This is a genomic window from Ruegeria sp. C2 (assembly GCF_056537765.1).
Map to the genome: position 1 here is coordinate 13,170 of NZ_JBQFRZ010000003.1, position 17,070 is coordinate 30,239.

Here is a 17,070-nt window from a genome sequence, read left to right on the forward strand (position 1 = left end):
GTTATGTCAATCTGAGCCTAGGCTACAAAGCCACGCGGAAGTTGGGGTGACCCGTTGGTATTATTTGCGTGGATTGAAGCCGCCTCTTGTATGAGACGGCCTCAGAAAATTTGGCGCTTTCTTACCCGATGATCCCAACACGCTTTCGTATCGCATCAAAGTTCTGAATAAGAACGATTTTTCCATTCAGGAAAACAGGGCGTAGCGCGTCGTGACCGGTTGGTATGTTGGCTAGCGGGCGACTCACAAACCGGCCGCTGTCGGTTTCCATGACGCCAAGGCGCCCCTTTTTTGAGGTCTTGGAGCCTGATGCAGTCACTGGGTCCTTAAAAATATCTCGCCACATTCCATTCACGCGGATCGCCGAAGTTTTCATGGAATACGAAAATGTATCGCGATCCAGTTTCTGCAACAGGCCCGCACCCATACCAAAAGCGATGTTCCCGATGGCGAGGCCGCGCTCGATCATCTTCTCCATGATCTGAACAATTGAGATCTTGTTGACGCCATCCCCTTGGATGACACGGACTTGCGTAGGCAGGATGCGGAAGCCATTGACGGTTTCTACATAGCCAAATTTCTCTATAAGCGCTTCAATCACCTCGGGCACGATCCATAAAGGATCGCCGCTGTCAGGGCGCACAACCAGCACGCCTTCACGCGCCATGACCGCATCGCGTAGTTCATTCCCCCAATAGTCGCGCACAGCACGCATCAGGTCATAGCTGTCAGATACACAAGCAACTATGCCTTGTGGATTATCCGCCAGAAACTGCCGCATGAAGTCCAATTCACCGTCCGCGCCAAAGGAGGTCACAGTGCTGTGCTCAGTCGCCGGGATTGAGAAGCCCGCCATTTCCGCGCCGTAGGCATTTCGGGCCAGGATCAGCCCGCCGACAGTGTCAGTTCCCATCGAATTGACCAGATGCGCTGCGCCTCCAAGGGCTGCGCTTTCGGCACTGGTCGCACCGCGGGCGCCGAAGTCGTGCAGTTTAAACGCAAGACCCTCGTCACAGCCATCAGTCTGGATCAACCGGTCACGAATTTGGCGCACCACATAGTTCGAGATGGTCGCGACAGTGCTCGGATACCAAACCGCCCGAAGCAGACGGGTTTCGAGAAAGCCGGGCAAGGCCCAGCATTTTGGATCGGTATTGACGATCCGAACCTGCGGGATGGAAACCGGAGCAATTGTCCCTTCGGGCAATGCGTCGATCTGCACTGGCAGACGTCCACCATGCACATCAATGATATGCTGAAACATCTCAACATAAAGCGAAAGCCCGTGCGCCTGGATGAACGGCGCGGCCTCATCCAACATGGCTTGGGTAACGACTTGCCCTTCGAGCTTCATAAGCTCAGCCTGAAGACCAAAGAACAAAACCTCGTCAATCTCACCATCCGCGCGGCGCGGCTCAATGTAGGCAAAGGCGTATTCGGTCCCTTCGGGGAATTGCTTAGGGTGGCTGTACTTGTAGCTGTCAGTGTCCAGCAGAAAATTGCTCGCATCGACGACGTTTGCAAAATGAGATGATTGCATCACCATGTTCCAGTCCTCCTTGGATTGGATATGTTGAGCCACGCCGGACCTCCCGGCGGACTGGGGATCATGGGCCGAATGGGCCCGTGAACTTAATGCATGCGGCTCATCAGAACCGATGAATAGGCAAAGGGCACATTGGGCACCAAGGCCTGAATGATGTCGAAATGGTCTTCGAACATCACATCCGGAGTCAGTTGATTGACCGGCATCCAGAACGCGCGTTTGGCATCATCAGCACCTTTTACCCGTTCCTGCGCCTTGCCGTCGATCAACTCGAACTTGAAAGCTTCGGTGCGCACCCAACCACGTTCTGAACGCTCGGGGTGATCAAACACCTGCCGTGCGGCGATGCGACCTTCCAGCAATTTGCGCGGGATGTTAAGGCGCGTTTCCTCGATCAACTCCCGGATGGCGGCTTCCTGAGCGGCTTCTTTTTGAAGGTGTCCCCCGGGCAGTGCAAAAAGTCCTTTGCCCGGCGCATTTCCCCGTTCGACCAACAAGATATGCCCGTTTTGAACCACAACGGCATCCGCGCAATCGGCGGGGATTTCGTAGCCCAAAGCGGCAACCGCTTTATTGTAATTTGTGCGATAGGCCTGGTTATATGAAGCTTCTGCACGGATTTGCTCTACGGCTTGCGGGTTCTTTTCTATCCATGAGACAACCTGATCGGTTTCGATGGCCCCGAAGGTCTCGCGTAATTTAGCAACAGGTGTTTCGTCGAGGAACAACCCGGTTCGCATATCTGTTGCGTTTAAAACAGTGCTGCCGCTGCGTTCGGCCTCAACCGAAACAGCTTCGAACTCCGGGAACCAACGCAGATAACGGCTGCTTTCGTCCTTGTCGTGCCCTACGAGCACGATTTTGGCGTCGGCCCGCGCAATCCCTTCGGTCCGCAGGTGCAGATCAATCGCTGTGCGCACATTCCCCGCCCAGGTCTTATCGTCGTAAAGCGTGTCGATCAGGGGCAGGCAGGTGATCTCTGAATGGCATCCCGCAGCTTTCATTGCATTCGAGATGAATCCTGCTCGTTCGGTCCACTTGAACGCATTCTTTTCCGTTCTTGGGCGGAAAGCAGACCCAATAAGGACCAGCGTTTTGTCTGAGATGTGAGAAGCATGGTCGAACAGTTTCCGATGCCCTTTGTGAAAAGGTTGAAACCGTCCAATGATCACTGAAAGCGTGACCTTAGTCATAGCGCGACCTCCGCGTTATCAATTTGAGAGCAAGACCTCCTTGCACACCGCTTTCGTACGCCTCCACTGTCCACTAGTCAATCTGCGGTAGACTCAGTTTTTGAAACAGTGTGTTTCTGTCGGCCCATTCCGGACATTCGGCGAAGTGCGGAATTGCTGCGGTTGGAGCCCGCATTGTTGCCATTCGTCGCATGCGCTAGCTCCATACGTCTGCGAAATCACACAGCGGGCAAACCGGACTTTCAGTTGCTGCGTTAAAAATGGGGGCTCCCGTCAAAGGCGCATCCGGAGTGTTTTGTCGGGTATTTTTTGGAGCAGACCTGAGTTTGTGATACGGTGATGGCCAATTGCTTGTTTGGTGCTGGTTTTGTTTAGATACGTCTCAAAATGGCTTACAATGGCCCTTTCCCTCTTCATTGCATCTGACGCGATTGCTAAGGAGAAACGCGTTGCCCTTGTTATTGGCAATTCGGATTACGAAAACGTCGCGAACCTATCCAATCCTGTCAACGACGCTCAGGATATCGCTGCAGCCTTAAAAAGACTTGATTTCGAGGTCACGGTTGGAACCAACTTGGACTACCGTGACATGCGCCTTGCGCTGCGTGACTTTGCCGACGCATCCCTCACGGCTGACAAGGTCATGATCTATTATGCCGGTCATGGCATCGAAATCGAGAATAACAACTATCTCATTCCGATTAACGCCGAATTGCGAAGCGACCTGGATGTTGATTTCGAGGCTATTCGCCTAGATACGGTGGTGAATTCGATTGCCCAGTCTCCCGGGTTGAAAATCGTGCTTGTTGATGCCTGCCGGAACAACCCCTTTGTGACGGACATGATTAGGACAAGCGCGACTCGGAGCGTTGGGCAGGGATTAGCCCGAATTGACCCCGGCGGTGTTCTTGTCGGTTATTCAGCACGAGGCGGGACCTTGGCTCTTGACGGCGATGGCCGCAATAGCCCATACGCATCGGCCTTGCTGACACATCTTGAAGAGCCCGGGCTTGAAATCGGAAAGATGTTCCGCAAAGTGCGGGACCGCGTGTTTGAGGCGACTGAGGGGTATCAGGAGCCTTTCACATATGGCTCATTACCTGGCTCTGACCTTTTTCTGAAGGCTCCGCTGCCTCCAGATCCGATACGGCAGGTGTCAGAAGCAGAAATTGCAATAGTCGCTTCTCAGATCAACCGAGAGCTCGCCTCGGATTACGCCGAGGCTGAGCAGCGCGACGCAATCTACAACTGGGAAAAATTTCTCAAGAAGTATCAGAGTCATCCCGACCACTATCTGATCGCATTGGCTACCCGCAAACTCGATGTGCTGCAGTCCGAAGCCGATGCGAAACGTAGGAAACGAACGCGCGAGCCCTGGCTGAAGGCGAGCTTTCCAGACGGTCAGCAGGAAGCCGAGTTGACCTTGGAACAGCGAAAGCTGGTGCAAGAGGCGCTGAACATGATGGGGCAGAATGTCGGTGGCGTGGACGGTGCATTTGGCCCCCGAACCCGCACGGCAATCTCGACAGTTCGGGTCACTAACGGTCTGTCCCCAGGAACCAGGGTCGACGTCGCGTTACTACGCATCCTGCCGGAGGTACCTGCGATCAAAGCGCTTCAGAGTGACACGGCGCGCATCTACAAGGAAGACGAATTGCCAGAGGCCATGGAAGAGAGGTTGCAGCGGGCCCTTTCAGTTCTTGGGTCGCGTGAAGTCGTCTTTGGATATTTCGAAGGGCATCTATACTTGGTTGCGCTGCGGCACATGCACTTTTTTGAAGCAAACCGCCTTGCCGAGAAAATGGGCGGGCATCTGGCAACCATCGGAAACGCGCGAGAAAATCAATTCATCTATAGCCTTTTCAAAAATGACAAACGCTACTTCCACACCGATAGCCACGGAAACATCCACGGCCCGGCATTTGGGCTATATCAACTACCCGGTAGCAGAGAACCGTCTGGGGGCTGGGTGTGGAGCACAGGTGAGCCGCTGTCGTATACGCGTTGGTCGAGAGGCAATCCTGACAATTATGCCGGTCGGCAGGGATATGGTCATTTTTTTGCCAACCCAAAGCATACACGCGAGCCGCATTTTTGGGATGATGGGAGTGACTACAGCAGGCCCTTCGTTATCGAGATTGAATAGAGTGAGTCATTAGATCCGGTTTGGGCTCTTTCCGGACTTCCGAAGAGTTGCAGCTTCGACGTACGAAAACTCGGGGGTCGAACCATTTGGAGATAGAAAACGCTTTTGCTTCCTCCTCAAGCCGATTGCTTGGCAGTATTGTGACCGTGACGTGCGAACTCAGCTTATGCCTTGAGACCAGTTGTACATTAGAGAACGACTTTGTAGCCCCGTCGCGGGGCAACTCAAACTGTGTTACGATAGCAATAGTTCCATTTGGACGAATCCGCTATGTTGTTAAAACTCGGTATTCATAGTTTTTTGAAACTCCTGAGCCTTCCTTTGATGTTCAGTCCTGTAGTTGTTTTGGCAGATTTATCTGAAACCAAGCGTATGGCACTTGTCGTCGGAAACGCCCAATATGAATATGTTTCGAATATTCCGAATTCGGCAAATGACGCTCGGGACATTGCAGCTGCGCTTGGTCGAATCAACTTTGATGTAACCGAGCTATACGATCTCGACTATCGTCAAATGCGGTTAGCCCTGCGAGACTTTTCTAACAAGGCGGCGGAAGCTGATGTGGTGTTGGTCTATTTTGCAGGTCACGGAATAGAAATCGACAACACCAATTATCTGATCCCTACCAACGCGGAGCTTGAAAGCGACAAGGATGTTGAATTCGAAGCGATCCGACTAGATTCAGTCCTAAATGCTGTATCGACAGCTAATGGTTTGAAGCTTGTCCTTGTAGACGCATGCCGAAATAATCCATTCCTTTCTGATATGCAGCGCACAACTGCGACGCGAGCAATCGGCCAGGGCTTGGGCAGTATTGACCCGGGAGGTGTACTGGTTGGCTATTCTGCCCGTGGTGGAACTCTGGCTTTGGACGGAGAAGGCCGCAACAGCCCTTATGCTAAAGCCCTACTGGAACATATCGAGGTTCCAGGGCTGGAACTTGGAAAACTGTTCCGAAAAGTGCGGGACACAGTCTTTGAGCTTACCGATGGATATCAGGAGCCTTTCACCTATGGTTCTTTGCCCGGACGTGACATATATCTCGTGCCGGCGGTGGCCAGCTTGCCAGTAGCGTCCCAGGCACCCTCGACGGCTGTAGCCGATCCTGTGGATGAACGTCAAAGTTCAGCCGAGCGGGTTTTGCGAGAAGCCCTGATATTGACAGATGAGGCCACAAAACTGAACGCATTGAATCTGATTGTAAAGCTCTACCCGGACACGCGCGCCGGTGAATATGCGCAAGGTGTTTTGGATGCTGAAAATCAGGCAAAGAATCATCAAACAATCCCAAATACCACACAGAGCGTAGCGCAGAAGAAATCACCAGATGAAGTTCACGAAGAAGACGCCGCAAAAAAACAAAACACGAATTCGAATACCGAAATCGGATTGGATCTGAGCCGTAATGATTATCGCAACATTCAGCATGGCCTGAATACGCTTGGATTCTCTGCCGGGCCTGCAGACGGTATTTTCGGCCCCAGATCTCGCGCCGCGCTTCGGAGTTTTCAAAGCAAGAATGGCCTGACCAGTACCGGCTACCTGACCGCCGAGAGCTTCGCGGTTCTCAAAAGTATTCCACGGCCGGAGCAACCAAAGACCGAAGGTAAGACGAGCCGCGGCCAAACGAATGTCATAGTGGATGCCGGGTCAGCCAACTCTGCTACGACCGGCTTCAACGGGGAGTACATTGTTGATATTCGACGGCGTCCGGATCCATTGGGCAGAGACGCCGGTTCGGGGATCGATACGGTACTTTGGCTGAAATACCGCAAAACTGAGGCTGGTTTCGAGCTTGTCAGTGCTGTAGATCGCTCCAGAGGGGGTGAGAGCAGACCAAAGAAGTATCCGGCATCGTTGTCTGAGAAAGGCCGCTTGAAGATCTCCGGACGAACAAATTTTCTGTTCAACAGCGTTTATGTCGTTCCTTTTTCGATTACGCTGGACCTGCCTTCAACTTTGGTACCCAAAGCGTCAATACGCAGCAATCAAGGGCGATTTGACAAGAACTGGTATGTCGATGTGGTGATCACACGAAAGTAGATCTGGCCGTCCAGTAAACGACTAAACTGTCTTTGATCGTCTCAAATCGTTGTGGGCGCTTTCACCACCTGAATTTCCGTTCTCCCATCATCATGGTAAAGCCCCGGGACGACCAGCCAGTTCCGGTCAGAGTCGATTAGGCGAGCGGTCTCTAGCGTCATACAGATTGGGTGGCATCCATCTTCTTCGGGCGGCAGGGTCTTAATCCAGCTTTCCAGACGTGCCGCGATGTTTACCGTGTCGCCGATGACGTTGTAATGCATGGACCCGCTGACGCCCAAAATGCCCCCAATCGCGTCGCCGCTGTTCAGCGCAATGCGGAGTTTGTAGGCGGGTTGATTTTGAAGTGTATTGTTCAATGTCGCCACAGCGCTGCGCATGGCATGGGCGCAGTGCAATCCGGCCAGCGCGTCCAATTGCCTTTGTTCATACGTTTCGCTTGGGAGCGGCGCGCCAAATACCACCAAGATGCCATCTCCGGTGTATTTCTCGACAAACCCATTATGCGCACGGGCGATCTCACCCAGCCGATCCAGAATGCGCGCAATCCAAGCCATGAACTCTTCGGCATTCATCGTATTCCCGGCAAGGGTCGAGCCTTCAATATCTGCGAGTAACGCCGTGACATAAAGCTGACGAGATCTGGGTTTCCCGCCCGATAGAAGATTTCTGCGTTGCTTCCAAAGCTCAGCTGACAGTTCGTCGGACAAATGAGATGCAAACACCTGTGCGATAGTGCGTCGTTGATTGCGTGAAAAGCCTGAGATGACCCCGAAACCAAATAGAAATCCAAAGGTCCAGCCCAGAAAGGAGGGTGTTACAGGCATTAACAACGCGATCTGTTGAAACAGTGACAACCCGATCGTGAGCAGAATGCCTCCGACCCCAGCCGTCAAAACGGCATTGCCGGTGACCCTGACGAACACCGATATACAGGCCCCGAAGAAGACAGAAGCAAAGATGATGTAGGCGGCAATCCGGCTGTTCAATCCGCGTAGCGGAATGGCCTGACCCTTCAAGTAGTCGATCAACTGTTGGGTGATGGCAGCATGAATTTCGGCGCCAAAAGTAAAATCGGCGCCGGTCGATCGGTTGAGTGGTGTTGAAAAATAATCTTTCACAGAATGGCTGGTGACACCGATAATCACGGCCTTTCCTTTAAAACGGTCGAGGTCAGTTTGGGCCAAAACCTCTGTAGCTGGTATACTGCGCGCGATCGGTAGTGAGTTTTTGTAGTCAATGATGATTTGATAGCCAGACGTATCCACGTTGCGAAACAAATTCGTGCTCTGCACCAAAGGTCTTGCAACCGTGTCGCCGAACATCAAAAAGCGCGGATTGTCGGGATCGCTTCTTAAGGCGGGTTGTCCAGTATGGGATGCCGCCAGTTGCATGGGCAGGGACAAGGAAATTCCGTCCTGCGTATTGACCAGTAATAAGGCTCGTCGCGCGACGCCATCAGGGTCAATTGGAATGTCAGCGAACCCTGTTTGAGTGCCCGGCGGTGCTGCAATGCCTGCGGACTCGCTATCCGGTAGCTTCGAAATTACATAAACTCTGGGATCGTCCAGAACCTCAAGAAGTGCCTTCCTACCTTCGCCTGCTGGAACGTCCCTGTATATGTCCACACCCACCGTCGTTGCGCCAGCAGTCAGCAAAGTGCCTACTATCTGCGCCAAATAGTGATCCGGAACGGGCCAACCCCACTCACCCAAGTCCCTGTCGGTAATAGCCACCAGATTAACGCTAGCTACCGGGTCATCTTGGGCAAAAGTGGAAGTCGTCCAGTCGTATTGGAAGAGCTCAAGACGTTCGAGCATCCCCTTTTGCCGGAGTTCAATTAACGGAACACCGACAATCAATGTAATCGCGCAAACCAAAACCCAGCGTTGCCAAACTGGCATAAGCGATGACGTTCTCTGCCATGCATGCCTGTGACGCTTCAATGTCGCTGACCTACGCCCGCTGAGTTCAGCAGTTGCTCCAGTGCGGTCGGGTTTTTCACCTGCACGCGGCCACTGAGGTCTATCTCTATTAGCTCAGAAAGCGCATCGAACCAAAGACCTGCCGCAGCCGCGCTGTCGGACTTCAGTTCTTCTGGTACGCGTTCAATCAACCTGGACGATCGTTCGATAGCCGCGCCCGTGGCGGGATCAAGTAGCTCAACCTGCCAAAGGTAAAACAGGTTGGCATCCAGCAGAAAATTTGATCGGCTAAGGTCCAGACCATAATCGCCCGGCGGGAATGGGCCTTTTACCAGCAACTCTGCCGCAGTCTTCCCGACCGGGCTCAACCGGACAACCACATCTCCTCTGTGGCCGCGAAACAGCCGCCAGATCAAAGGCGGAGAGGCTAGGGTCGTTAAACCGCCATCCGCCGGGACCAGCAGCAGCAACAGATCTGAATCCGCATGTGTTGGTATACTTCGGGTGCCCGCTCCCATTCGATCTTTCGGCGCGCCGATTTCAGGCGGAATAAATACAATTTCCGCAGGCGTGTCAGTGTTTTCTTCTTTACCGGCAGCCCATGCAAAGCCAGCGGGAAACGGGTTTGCAACCGTTGCGAATACAAGGACAGTTATTGATACCCAAATCCACGACACCTGACGCCTCGGGAAGAAAATTGATAAAAAACGGCGATTTGAAGGTTAAGCGTAGGCTTGAATCTATTTAGAGTCCAGTTCCAGCTCGAAGTTGCCTTACCTGACCTTGGCCTCGGCTGCCGCTTCGTTCCTTGCTAAGACGACACGCTGATCGACTAATAGATGAATCAGTTTTCATGACCTCTGAAAGCAAGTGGCAATGTCGCGTCCGGTGCCTGTTAGCGACTTGTTTGGTCTTGATTGTGCCGATAGCTGCAGAAGCCAAAGATGAGCGTGTCGCACAACTCTGCTTATCAGTACGTCTTCAGTCTGCTTAATCCAGCTAATGACGCCCAGAATATCTTAAAGGCGTTGAAGCGTATTGGATTTTCGTTCACGCAGCATCAAGATCTAGACTTCACCGATTTGCGCATTGCATCGCGTGACTCCGCCGCAGCCACTGCCGAAGTCGCGTTGGTATATTTTTGCAGATCAAGGCATCGAAATCGAAACCACAAGTTAATTGATACCAGTGAATGCGGCGCTGCGCAGTTACCTTGACGTGGAATTTGAAACTACTCGTATGGATGCTATCGTGAGTGCCATAGCTGGTTCATCCGCCCTGAAATCGCGATTTTTGTTGCCTGCCGCAACGACCCTTTTCAGCTCAGATGAAAAGGGCACGAGGCGCTTTTCGACGACGCACTGCCTCAGCGACCGAGGCTGATCTATCTGAACACCTTGTTCGCATATGATCTCTTCCAGATTGCGGAATGACGCGCCATATCGAACATAAAAAAGGACCGCGAACAGGATCACATCCTTTAGATATTGTGTGCTTTTGAATGAGATCACGAACCGACTTTCGACCTAACAATTGATTGAATCATGCGATCGCTACATCCATGCGCGAATATACTCAAAACGTTGCAACAGATCCCAATCTGAAGGCTCGATTTTGCGTCGCTTGATTTTCACACGGCAACCGATTGGGATGGGGGCAGCGCCACGCCGTCGATCACCAACGGCGCGCTCGGGTCAATCTAAGTCGATGAACTGCCCGTTGGTGGTTACGTGTATTAAGTTCTATCTGTTCCGTAGCCAGATCGAGCCCGCTCCCAGGCGTTTTATCGGGCGCTAAACCAATGGTTTGCTCAACAGACCAAGGTTTGACCAGAACACGTGGCGCGCGATGCTCACCGCGCGCCACGCAATTCATCCCGACATATTTTGCCGGTTTGAGGTCACGCCTCAGAAGTTGGTAGCAACTCCTCAGCCGGACCAGGACAATGGCAGGCGACCGCGTGATCCAGGGCCTTGTGGTCTAGAACCGGACCGTCGCGTCGGCACAACTCCTGAGCACGGTGGCAGCGGGTCTGAAAGCGGCATCCGGGCGGTGGGTCCATCGGGCTGGGCGGATCACCTTGCAGCACGATGCGCTGCCGTGTCGCTTCGATGCGCGGGTCGGGTGAGGGGACCGACGATAAAAGCGCCTGCGTATAGGGATGCTGCGCATCGCTGAACAGGGTCTCGGTCGCACCCATCTCCATTACGCGACCCAGATACATCACCGTGACGTCGCTGCACATTTCGCGCACCACCGCCAGATCGTGCGAGATCATGACAACCGTCAGACCAAGTTCCTGCTGCAAGGTGACAAACAGCTTCACGATCTGCGCCTGGATCGAAACGTCAAGCGCCGAGAGCGGCTCGTCACAGATCAGAATCTCGGGCTCGAGCATCAATGATCGGGCGATAGCCACGCGCTGCCGCTGGCCGCCGGACAGGGATCGCGGAAGGCGTTCGCCAGCGCTTTCCGGCAATCCGACCAGATCCATCAACCGGGCGATGCGCGCGCGTCTCTCTTTGCCGCCGACGCCGTGGATCGACAACGGCTCTTCTAACGACTGATAAACAGTCTGCCGCCGACTGAGCGCACCCAGCGGATTCTGAAATACGAACTGCATCTGTTTGGCCAGCGCCTTTCGATCACGCAGTCCTTCGGCTAGATCCTGCCCCAGTATGCGCACGGTGCCCGAGGTGGCCGGTTGCAGTCCCACCATCGCCCGCGCCAGAGTGGTCTTGCCACAGCCGGACTCACCCACAATGGCGTGAAAGGCGCCGCGTGCGACAGTCAGATCGACCCCATCGACCGCACGTACCATCCGGTCAGGGCCACTGCCGGGGAAGTGAACCTTCAGGTCTCGGACCTCGATTGCGTTTTGCTTGTCCATCTCAAGCCCCTTCCAGTTCTGCCTGTGCCGCATGGCAGGCTGTAATATGTGCACCATCGCCGGGCACCGGGATCAGCGCTGGGCGGCGGGTGGCGCAGATCGGCATCGTGCGCGAGCAACGCAGGTCGAACGGACAGCCAGTGCGCAGTTTCGATTGATCGGGGGGCGATCCGGGAATGCCCTCGGATACCATGTCGCTCTCGGCGCGCAGATCTGGGACCGAGGCCAGCAACCCTTGCGTATAAGGATGCACTGGCGCGGTCAGCACCTGCTCGACCGTGCCGCTTTCGACCACCCGGCCCGCATACAGCACCGCCACACGGTCGGCGACCGAGGCAACCACTCCGATATCGTGAGTGATCAGCACAACAGCGATATCTTCTTGCTGCTGGATATCCTTGATCAGTTCAAGGATCTGCGCTTGAACGGTGGCGTCCAGTGCGGTGGTCGGCTCATCCGCGATCAGCACGCGCGGATTGCCCGCCAGTGCCAGCGCGATCATCGCGCGTTGCAACATGCCACCCGACATCTCATGCGGATAGCGGTTGTAGCGGTTTTCTGGATCGGGGATGCCGGTGCGCCGCAGCAGGCCCAGGGCGATCTCGCGTCCTTTGGTCTTGTCCACACCCTGTAGCCGCATCGCCTGACGCATCAGTTGCGGACCGATCTTCTGCATCGGGTTCAGGGCCGAGATCGGATCCTGAAACACCACCCCGAAATTGCGCCCGCGTAGATCCGCCAACGCTCGGTCGGACTGACCCAGCACGGATTGCCCGCCGCAGACAGCGGTGCCGCGAATGTCCACGGACACACCTTCGGGCAGCAGCCCCAGAGGTCCGAGCGTCATCACCGTTTTGCCTGATCCGCTTTCGCCGACGATGGCAAGAATTTCACCCGGCATCACCGAGAGCGAGGCCGTGTCGACCGCCCGGACCGAGACCTGCTCGGTATAGAGATCGATCACCAGATCCTCGATTTCAAAGACGGGTTGGGTCATGCCTTGGCCTCCTGCGATTGAATATCGGCCTCTTCGTTGTGGCGTTGACGGCGCAGTTTGCGCAATTTGCGCGGCTTCAGGGCGCGCGGCACTTTCTGTAGCGCAAAATGTTCGCCCAGAAGGTTGAAGCTGACCACCACCAAGGTCAGGGCCAGACCGGGCGCGATGACAAGACGGGGATACTCCTCAAGGTAGCTCATGCCATCGACCAGCATTTGCCCCCATTCCGGTGTCGGCGGCTCGACCCCCAACCCCAGAAAGGACAGGGTGGCGATCGCCAGTACCAGCGCGCCTGCGTCGGCCGAAGCGTAGACGACGACCAGCGCGAGCACATGTGGCAGGATATGGCGTGAGAAGATACGCACATGCCCCGCGCCCATGATCCGTGCGGCCTCGATATACGGCTGGTGCAGTTCCGAGGCGACGACTGATCGGCTCATCCGTGCATAGTTGGCCCACCATGCCAGCGTCAGCGCGGCCACCATCGACCAATAACCGGGGCCGAAAATCCCGATCAGCGCCAAAGCCATGATCAGGCTGGGCAGAGACAGCACGATGTCGATGATACTGATCAGCACCAGCTCAACCTTGCCACCGACATAGCCGGCAAATGAACCGATCACCACGCCGATCACCAGGGCAAAGGATAGCACCATCGACATGGCAACCAGTGACACCCGCGCGCCATTGATCAGGCGGCTGAGCATGTCGCGGCCTAGATAGTCGGTGCCCAACCAGTGCTCCAAACTCGGGCCTTGCAGGATCGCACCGTAGTCCTGCGCAGTTGGGTCATAGGGGCTGAGGGCGGGTCTGAATATTGCGACGGCAACGAAGAACACAACCGGTGCAAGGACCAGCCATGGCCATTTTGCAGGTTTGCTTTTTCGAATCCAAAGCAACAGGTTACGCATTTTTTTGCCTCCGGATGCGGGGGTCGATCAACATGCAGATGAAGTCAGCCATCAGGTTGATGAAGACGAAAAAGACGATGAACAGCAGCAGGATGGACTGCATCGAGATGAAATCGCGAAACCGGATCGCCTCGATGAAAAACGCTCCGACGCCTTTCAATGCAAACACCGTTTCAACCAGGATCGCGCCGATCATCATCAGCGCCAGCTGCGCCCCGAATGTGGTCAGGTAAGGCACGGCGATATTGGGCAGTGCCTCGCGCAGCAGCACACCCGAACGATTGTACCCCTTGGCGAACCCGGTGGTGGCAAAGGGGCGGGACATGACCTCTTGCAGGCCAACCCGGACCACTCGGCTCAGCACAGCGCCGGGGAACATGGCGATGGTCAGACAGGGCATCAGCCACGAGCTGGCACCAACCCCGCCAAAAGCGGGCAGCCAGCCCAAAGTCACCGAAAACACGATGACCAGCATGGCGCCAACGAAGAAGTTCGGGCTGGATGCGGCCAGCAAGGCAAAGGCGCGCAATACCCGGTCGACGATACCACCGTTGCTGATGGCTCCGGCGATCCCGATGCTCAGCGACATGACCAGAGTGATGACGCCGCCCCAGATCATCAGCAGGCCGGTGACCGGAACACGTTCGGCAAACTCCTGCGCGATCGGCTTACCGGTCCGCAATGACTCTCCCAGATCGCCGGTGGCGGCTGAGGCCAGCCAACGCCCATAGCGAACGGGCAGGGGATCGTTCAGGCCAAGCTCATCTTCGATCTGCGCGACAAGTTCGGCGCTGGCTGCAGGTCCGGCAACACGTTCGGCAATCAGCGCCGCAACGTTGCCAGGTGCGGCCGAGATCATCGAAAAAGTCAGTGCCGAGGCCGCGATTATCATCAACACGGCCAGTCCCGCTCGGCGGGCAAACAACTTCAACATTTCGGTTTTCCTTCATCGCTGATCCGGGCCACGCGGCCCGGATCAAGACAGTGCCTGGATCAGTTCAGGTCGATCCCGGTATGCGGGATGTCATAATCCGCTGCCGGAAGCGCAAAGCCACTGACCCGCGCCGAATGCGCCCAGAGCCGCTGTGGAGCGACCAGGGGAGCGACAGCTGCGTTATCCAGCAGCCAGGCATGGATTTCTTGCATCGCGGCACCACGTTCCGCGCCGCCGGTTTCCAGCGCTCGGGTTACGATCGGGTCCAGATCGGGATGCGCGTAAAACTTGCCATCAGGTCCGCTGTCGACATTGCTGAGGAACAGGTTCGCCAACGTGCCATGTGGATCATAAGGCGCGCCATATGTTGCCATGAAGGTCAGATCGTATTCGAAACCCGGCCGGCGTTCGTGAATGGTAACATTGTCCACCGACGACACCGTCACTTTGATGCCGGTTTCCGAGATCATGCCCTGCACCATTTCAGCCAGACGACGAGAGCCGGGCAGCGCTTCGTCCGAGACCATCAGTTCCAGTTCGAGCGTTTCGCCATCCTTGGTCCATCCGCCGCCGGACTGTTCCCACCCGGCCTCGGTCAGCAGCGCTTTTGCTGCGTCGATGTCTCGGGTTGGAATGTCATTCCTGTCGCCGCTATCGGGAATCACGCCGGGGAAAACATTGTTGATCGGATCAGCAAAGCCTTCATATAGCACAGCGACGATGGCGTTACGGTCAATCGAGTCAGAGATGGCCTTGCGCACCCGTGCATCCTGCAGCTTGGAAGACTTCGGCGAAAAGGTTAGCGATACGCCAGTGGTGCCTTGCTCGGCCACGACCGTAGCTTCGCCCGCCTTTTCCATTGCCCGCGCCCGGCGCGGTGACAGCGGTGACACCCAATCGCCACCAATCACGTCCAGATCTCCGGAACGCAGACCGTTTGAACGCGACAGCTCATCCGGAACCACCTTCAGGTCAATGCCCTCGAATGCAGGCGCATCGCCCCAGTAATGCGGGTTGGGCACCAGCTTGGTTCCTGCGTTGTCATTCTCGACCACCATCCATGGGCCGGTGCCCACCGGTGCGGTCTGCTTGCCATCGGCATCAGCTGCAGTGGGTGACAGAAAGCGCACCGGGCGCACGATGCTCAACTCAAGCAGCGCCACCGGGACGGGACGTTTCAGACGGATGATCAGGCCGTGCGAACCATCGGTTTCGATCGATTCCATCGCATCGGACACGCCGATCCAGCTGAAATCGTCCTTACCCATCCAGCGTTCCAGGTTCCATTTCGCCGCTTCAGCATCAAAGTCGGTGCCATCGCTGAACTTGACCCCTTCGCGCAGCTTGAAGGTCAGGGTCTTACCATCGTCGGATTCGCTCCATTCGGTGGCCAGGCTGGGCTGCAACACGCCATTGGGGCCGTAATGCACCAGCGTATCGAAGACTAGGCTATATGTGCTGAGGGCCGAGACATTGGTTAGCAGATCAAGGTCACCGGCCTCTTGTACGATGGCGATTTTCAGCACTTTGTGGCCGTCTGCGAGAGTTATGTTTGGTAGCATTGCCAGAGTGGCTGCGCTTGCAGCGCTCAGCAACGCGGCGCGACGGGTGAGTGTAGGCATTTCGATTCTCCAACTGTTGGGTCACAAAGCTTGGCGTCATTGCGCCGAGCTTAGGTTGTGGTTGTTTGACTGCGCGTAGGGCATCCGTGATAGGAGGCGACGCGAAGACCAGAACGATGAAAGACACCGGTCTGGCACAACACACGGAATTCACCGTGCTGAGTTACCCAAGTTTTGGAGGATGAAATATGTCCGTAGACAGCTCGAACACCTGCGAACGCTGCGGGGACAATTTGCAGATGGTCTGATAGCCGCAGGCCGTCGCCACCACATTCGAAAGGGTGACAAAGGGCACGTCATGCACATGCGTCGTGCTGTGTTTGGCGGGAACTTTCAGGGGCGCTTCGCCACTGTCCTCAGAAGCGGTCTTGCGTTGTTCGTGCGGCTTGTGACGCGATGCGAACTGGGCACCCAATCCGGTAGGCGCAGGCGCCGGTTTTGCCGAAACTTCTGTTTTCTGGACAATAGAAGGGTCCAGATGAATATGGGAGCCCGCTACAAAAGAGGCTGTCAGACAAACAAGGAACAGACTAAGAAACACCGAACGGGCTTTGTCGGCGACAACCCGTAAACCGAAGCGGTATCGTGCTTCTAGGTGTTCTAATCGTGCAACCAATTTTGCTCCCATCTCTGGATGGCTCTGATATGAGGCGTGTGCCATCTGCACTGAAAGCCTAGTAAAGACCGGCAAACGCGTCCAATGCTATCTTTTAAAATTACTCAAAATATTAATATGTATACACATTTTTTCTGAATTTCTTCTGATCGAGAACGAATCCGGTTCGTTTTGCGATTCGTTCAGGCCAGCCGCATGGGCACCCGCTGCTTCGAAAATTGCCGATCGCAGGCAGGGCATCATCATC

At 55.3% G+C, this 17,070-nt stretch carries 13 protein-coding genes and 1 pseudogene; 3 read left to right on the forward strand and 11 right to left on the reverse strand.

Translation table 11 applies throughout. The annotated features are described in order from the left end of the window. Nucleotides 1–121: 121 nt before the first annotated feature. Nucleotides 122–1,582, reverse strand: coding sequence for a nicotinate phosphoribosyltransferase (locus tag ACR0IV_RS12440; protein WP_480658986.1), 1,461 nt, complete (start codon nt 1,580–1,582; stop codon nt 122–124). 50 nt (nt 1,583–1,632) lie between these two features. Next, nucleotides 1,633–2,739 (reverse strand): NUDIX domain-containing protein, encoded by a 1,107-nt coding sequence (locus ACR0IV_RS12445; RefSeq protein ID WP_480658985.1) that lies wholly within the window; start codon nt 2,737–2,739, stop codon nt 1,633–1,635. A gap of 397 nt (nt 2,740–3,136) precedes the next feature. Here ACR0IV_RS12445 and ACR0IV_RS12450 point away from each other — a divergent pair, with 397 nt between their 5' ends. Further along, entirely contained in the window at nt 3,137–4,885 is a 1,749-nt protein-coding gene (locus ACR0IV_RS12450) for a caspase family protein (protein ID WP_480658984.1), read from the forward strand. A gap of 270 nt (nt 4,886–5,155) precedes the next feature. After that, complete coding sequence (locus ACR0IV_RS12455; RefSeq protein ID WP_480658983.1) at nt 5,156–6,928, forward strand: caspase family protein; 1,773 nt, start codon at nt 5,156–5,158, stop codon at nt 6,926–6,928. Between the two features lie 41 nt (nt 6,929–6,969). On the opposite strand, the gene ACR0IV_RS12460 is transcribed toward ACR0IV_RS12455, so the two are convergent. After that, entirely contained in the window at nt 6,970–8,832 is a 1,863-nt protein-coding gene (locus tag ACR0IV_RS12460; RefSeq protein WP_480658981.1) for a CHASE2 domain-containing protein, read from the reverse strand. A gap of 38 nt (nt 8,833–8,870) precedes the next feature. Then, nucleotides 8,871–9,530: a hypothetical protein gene (locus ACR0IV_RS12465; RefSeq protein ID WP_480658980.1), complete on the reverse strand. Its 660-nt coding sequence runs from the start codon at nt 9,528–9,530 to the stop codon at nt 8,871–8,873. Nucleotides 9,531–9,797: 267 nt separating this feature from the next. Here ACR0IV_RS12465 and ACR0IV_RS12470 point away from each other — a divergent pair, with 267 nt between their 5' ends. After that, entirely contained in the window at nt 9,798–10,070 is a 273-nt protein-coding gene (locus ACR0IV_RS12470) for a caspase family protein (RefSeq protein ID WP_480658978.1), read from the forward strand. A gap of 165 nt (nt 10,071–10,235) precedes the next feature. On the opposite strand, the pseudogene ACR0IV_RS12475 reads toward ACR0IV_RS12470, so the two are convergent. The 7 genes and pseudogenes from ACR0IV_RS12475 to ACR0IV_RS12505 form a co-directional block, all read right to left on the reverse strand. Continuing rightward, a pseudogene (locus tag ACR0IV_RS12475) lies at nt 10,236–10,364 on the reverse strand (IS6 family transposase); the annotation flags it as partial. Nucleotides 10,365–10,753: 389 nt separating this feature from the next. After that, nucleotides 10,754–11,743: an ABC transporter ATP-binding protein gene (locus tag ACR0IV_RS12480; RefSeq protein ID WP_480658976.1), complete on the reverse strand. Its 990-nt coding sequence runs from the start codon at nt 11,741–11,743 to the stop codon at nt 10,754–10,756. A gap of 1 nt (nt 11,744) precedes the next feature. Continuing rightward, a complete protein-coding gene (locus ACR0IV_RS12485; protein ID WP_480658975.1) occupies nt 11,745–12,740 on the reverse strand; it encodes an ABC transporter ATP-binding protein in 996 nt (331 codons plus the stop codon). Beyond that, a complete protein-coding gene (locus ACR0IV_RS12490; RefSeq protein WP_480658973.1) occupies nt 12,737–13,651 on the reverse strand; it encodes an ABC transporter permease in 915 nt (304 codons plus the stop codon). Before ACR0IV_RS12490 ends, ACR0IV_RS12485 begins: the two co-directional genes overlap by 4 nt. Beyond that, nucleotides 13,644–14,585, reverse strand: a complete 942-nt coding sequence (locus ACR0IV_RS12495) for an ABC transporter permease (protein ID WP_480658972.1) — start codon at nt 14,583–14,585, stop codon at nt 13,644–13,646. The genes ACR0IV_RS12490 and ACR0IV_RS12495 overlap by 8 nt, the downstream gene beginning before the upstream one ends. Before the next feature lie 59 nt (nt 14,586–14,644). Further along, nucleotides 14,645–16,207, reverse strand: a complete 1,563-nt coding sequence (locus ACR0IV_RS12500) for an ABC transporter substrate-binding protein (protein WP_480658971.1) — start codon at nt 16,205–16,207, stop codon at nt 14,645–14,647. Between the two features lie 163 nt (nt 16,208–16,370). Further along, complete coding sequence (locus ACR0IV_RS12505) at nt 16,371–16,868, reverse strand: hypothetical protein (protein ID WP_480692724.1); 498 nt, start codon at nt 16,866–16,868, stop codon at nt 16,371–16,373. Nucleotides 16,869–17,070 lie beyond the last annotated feature (202 nt).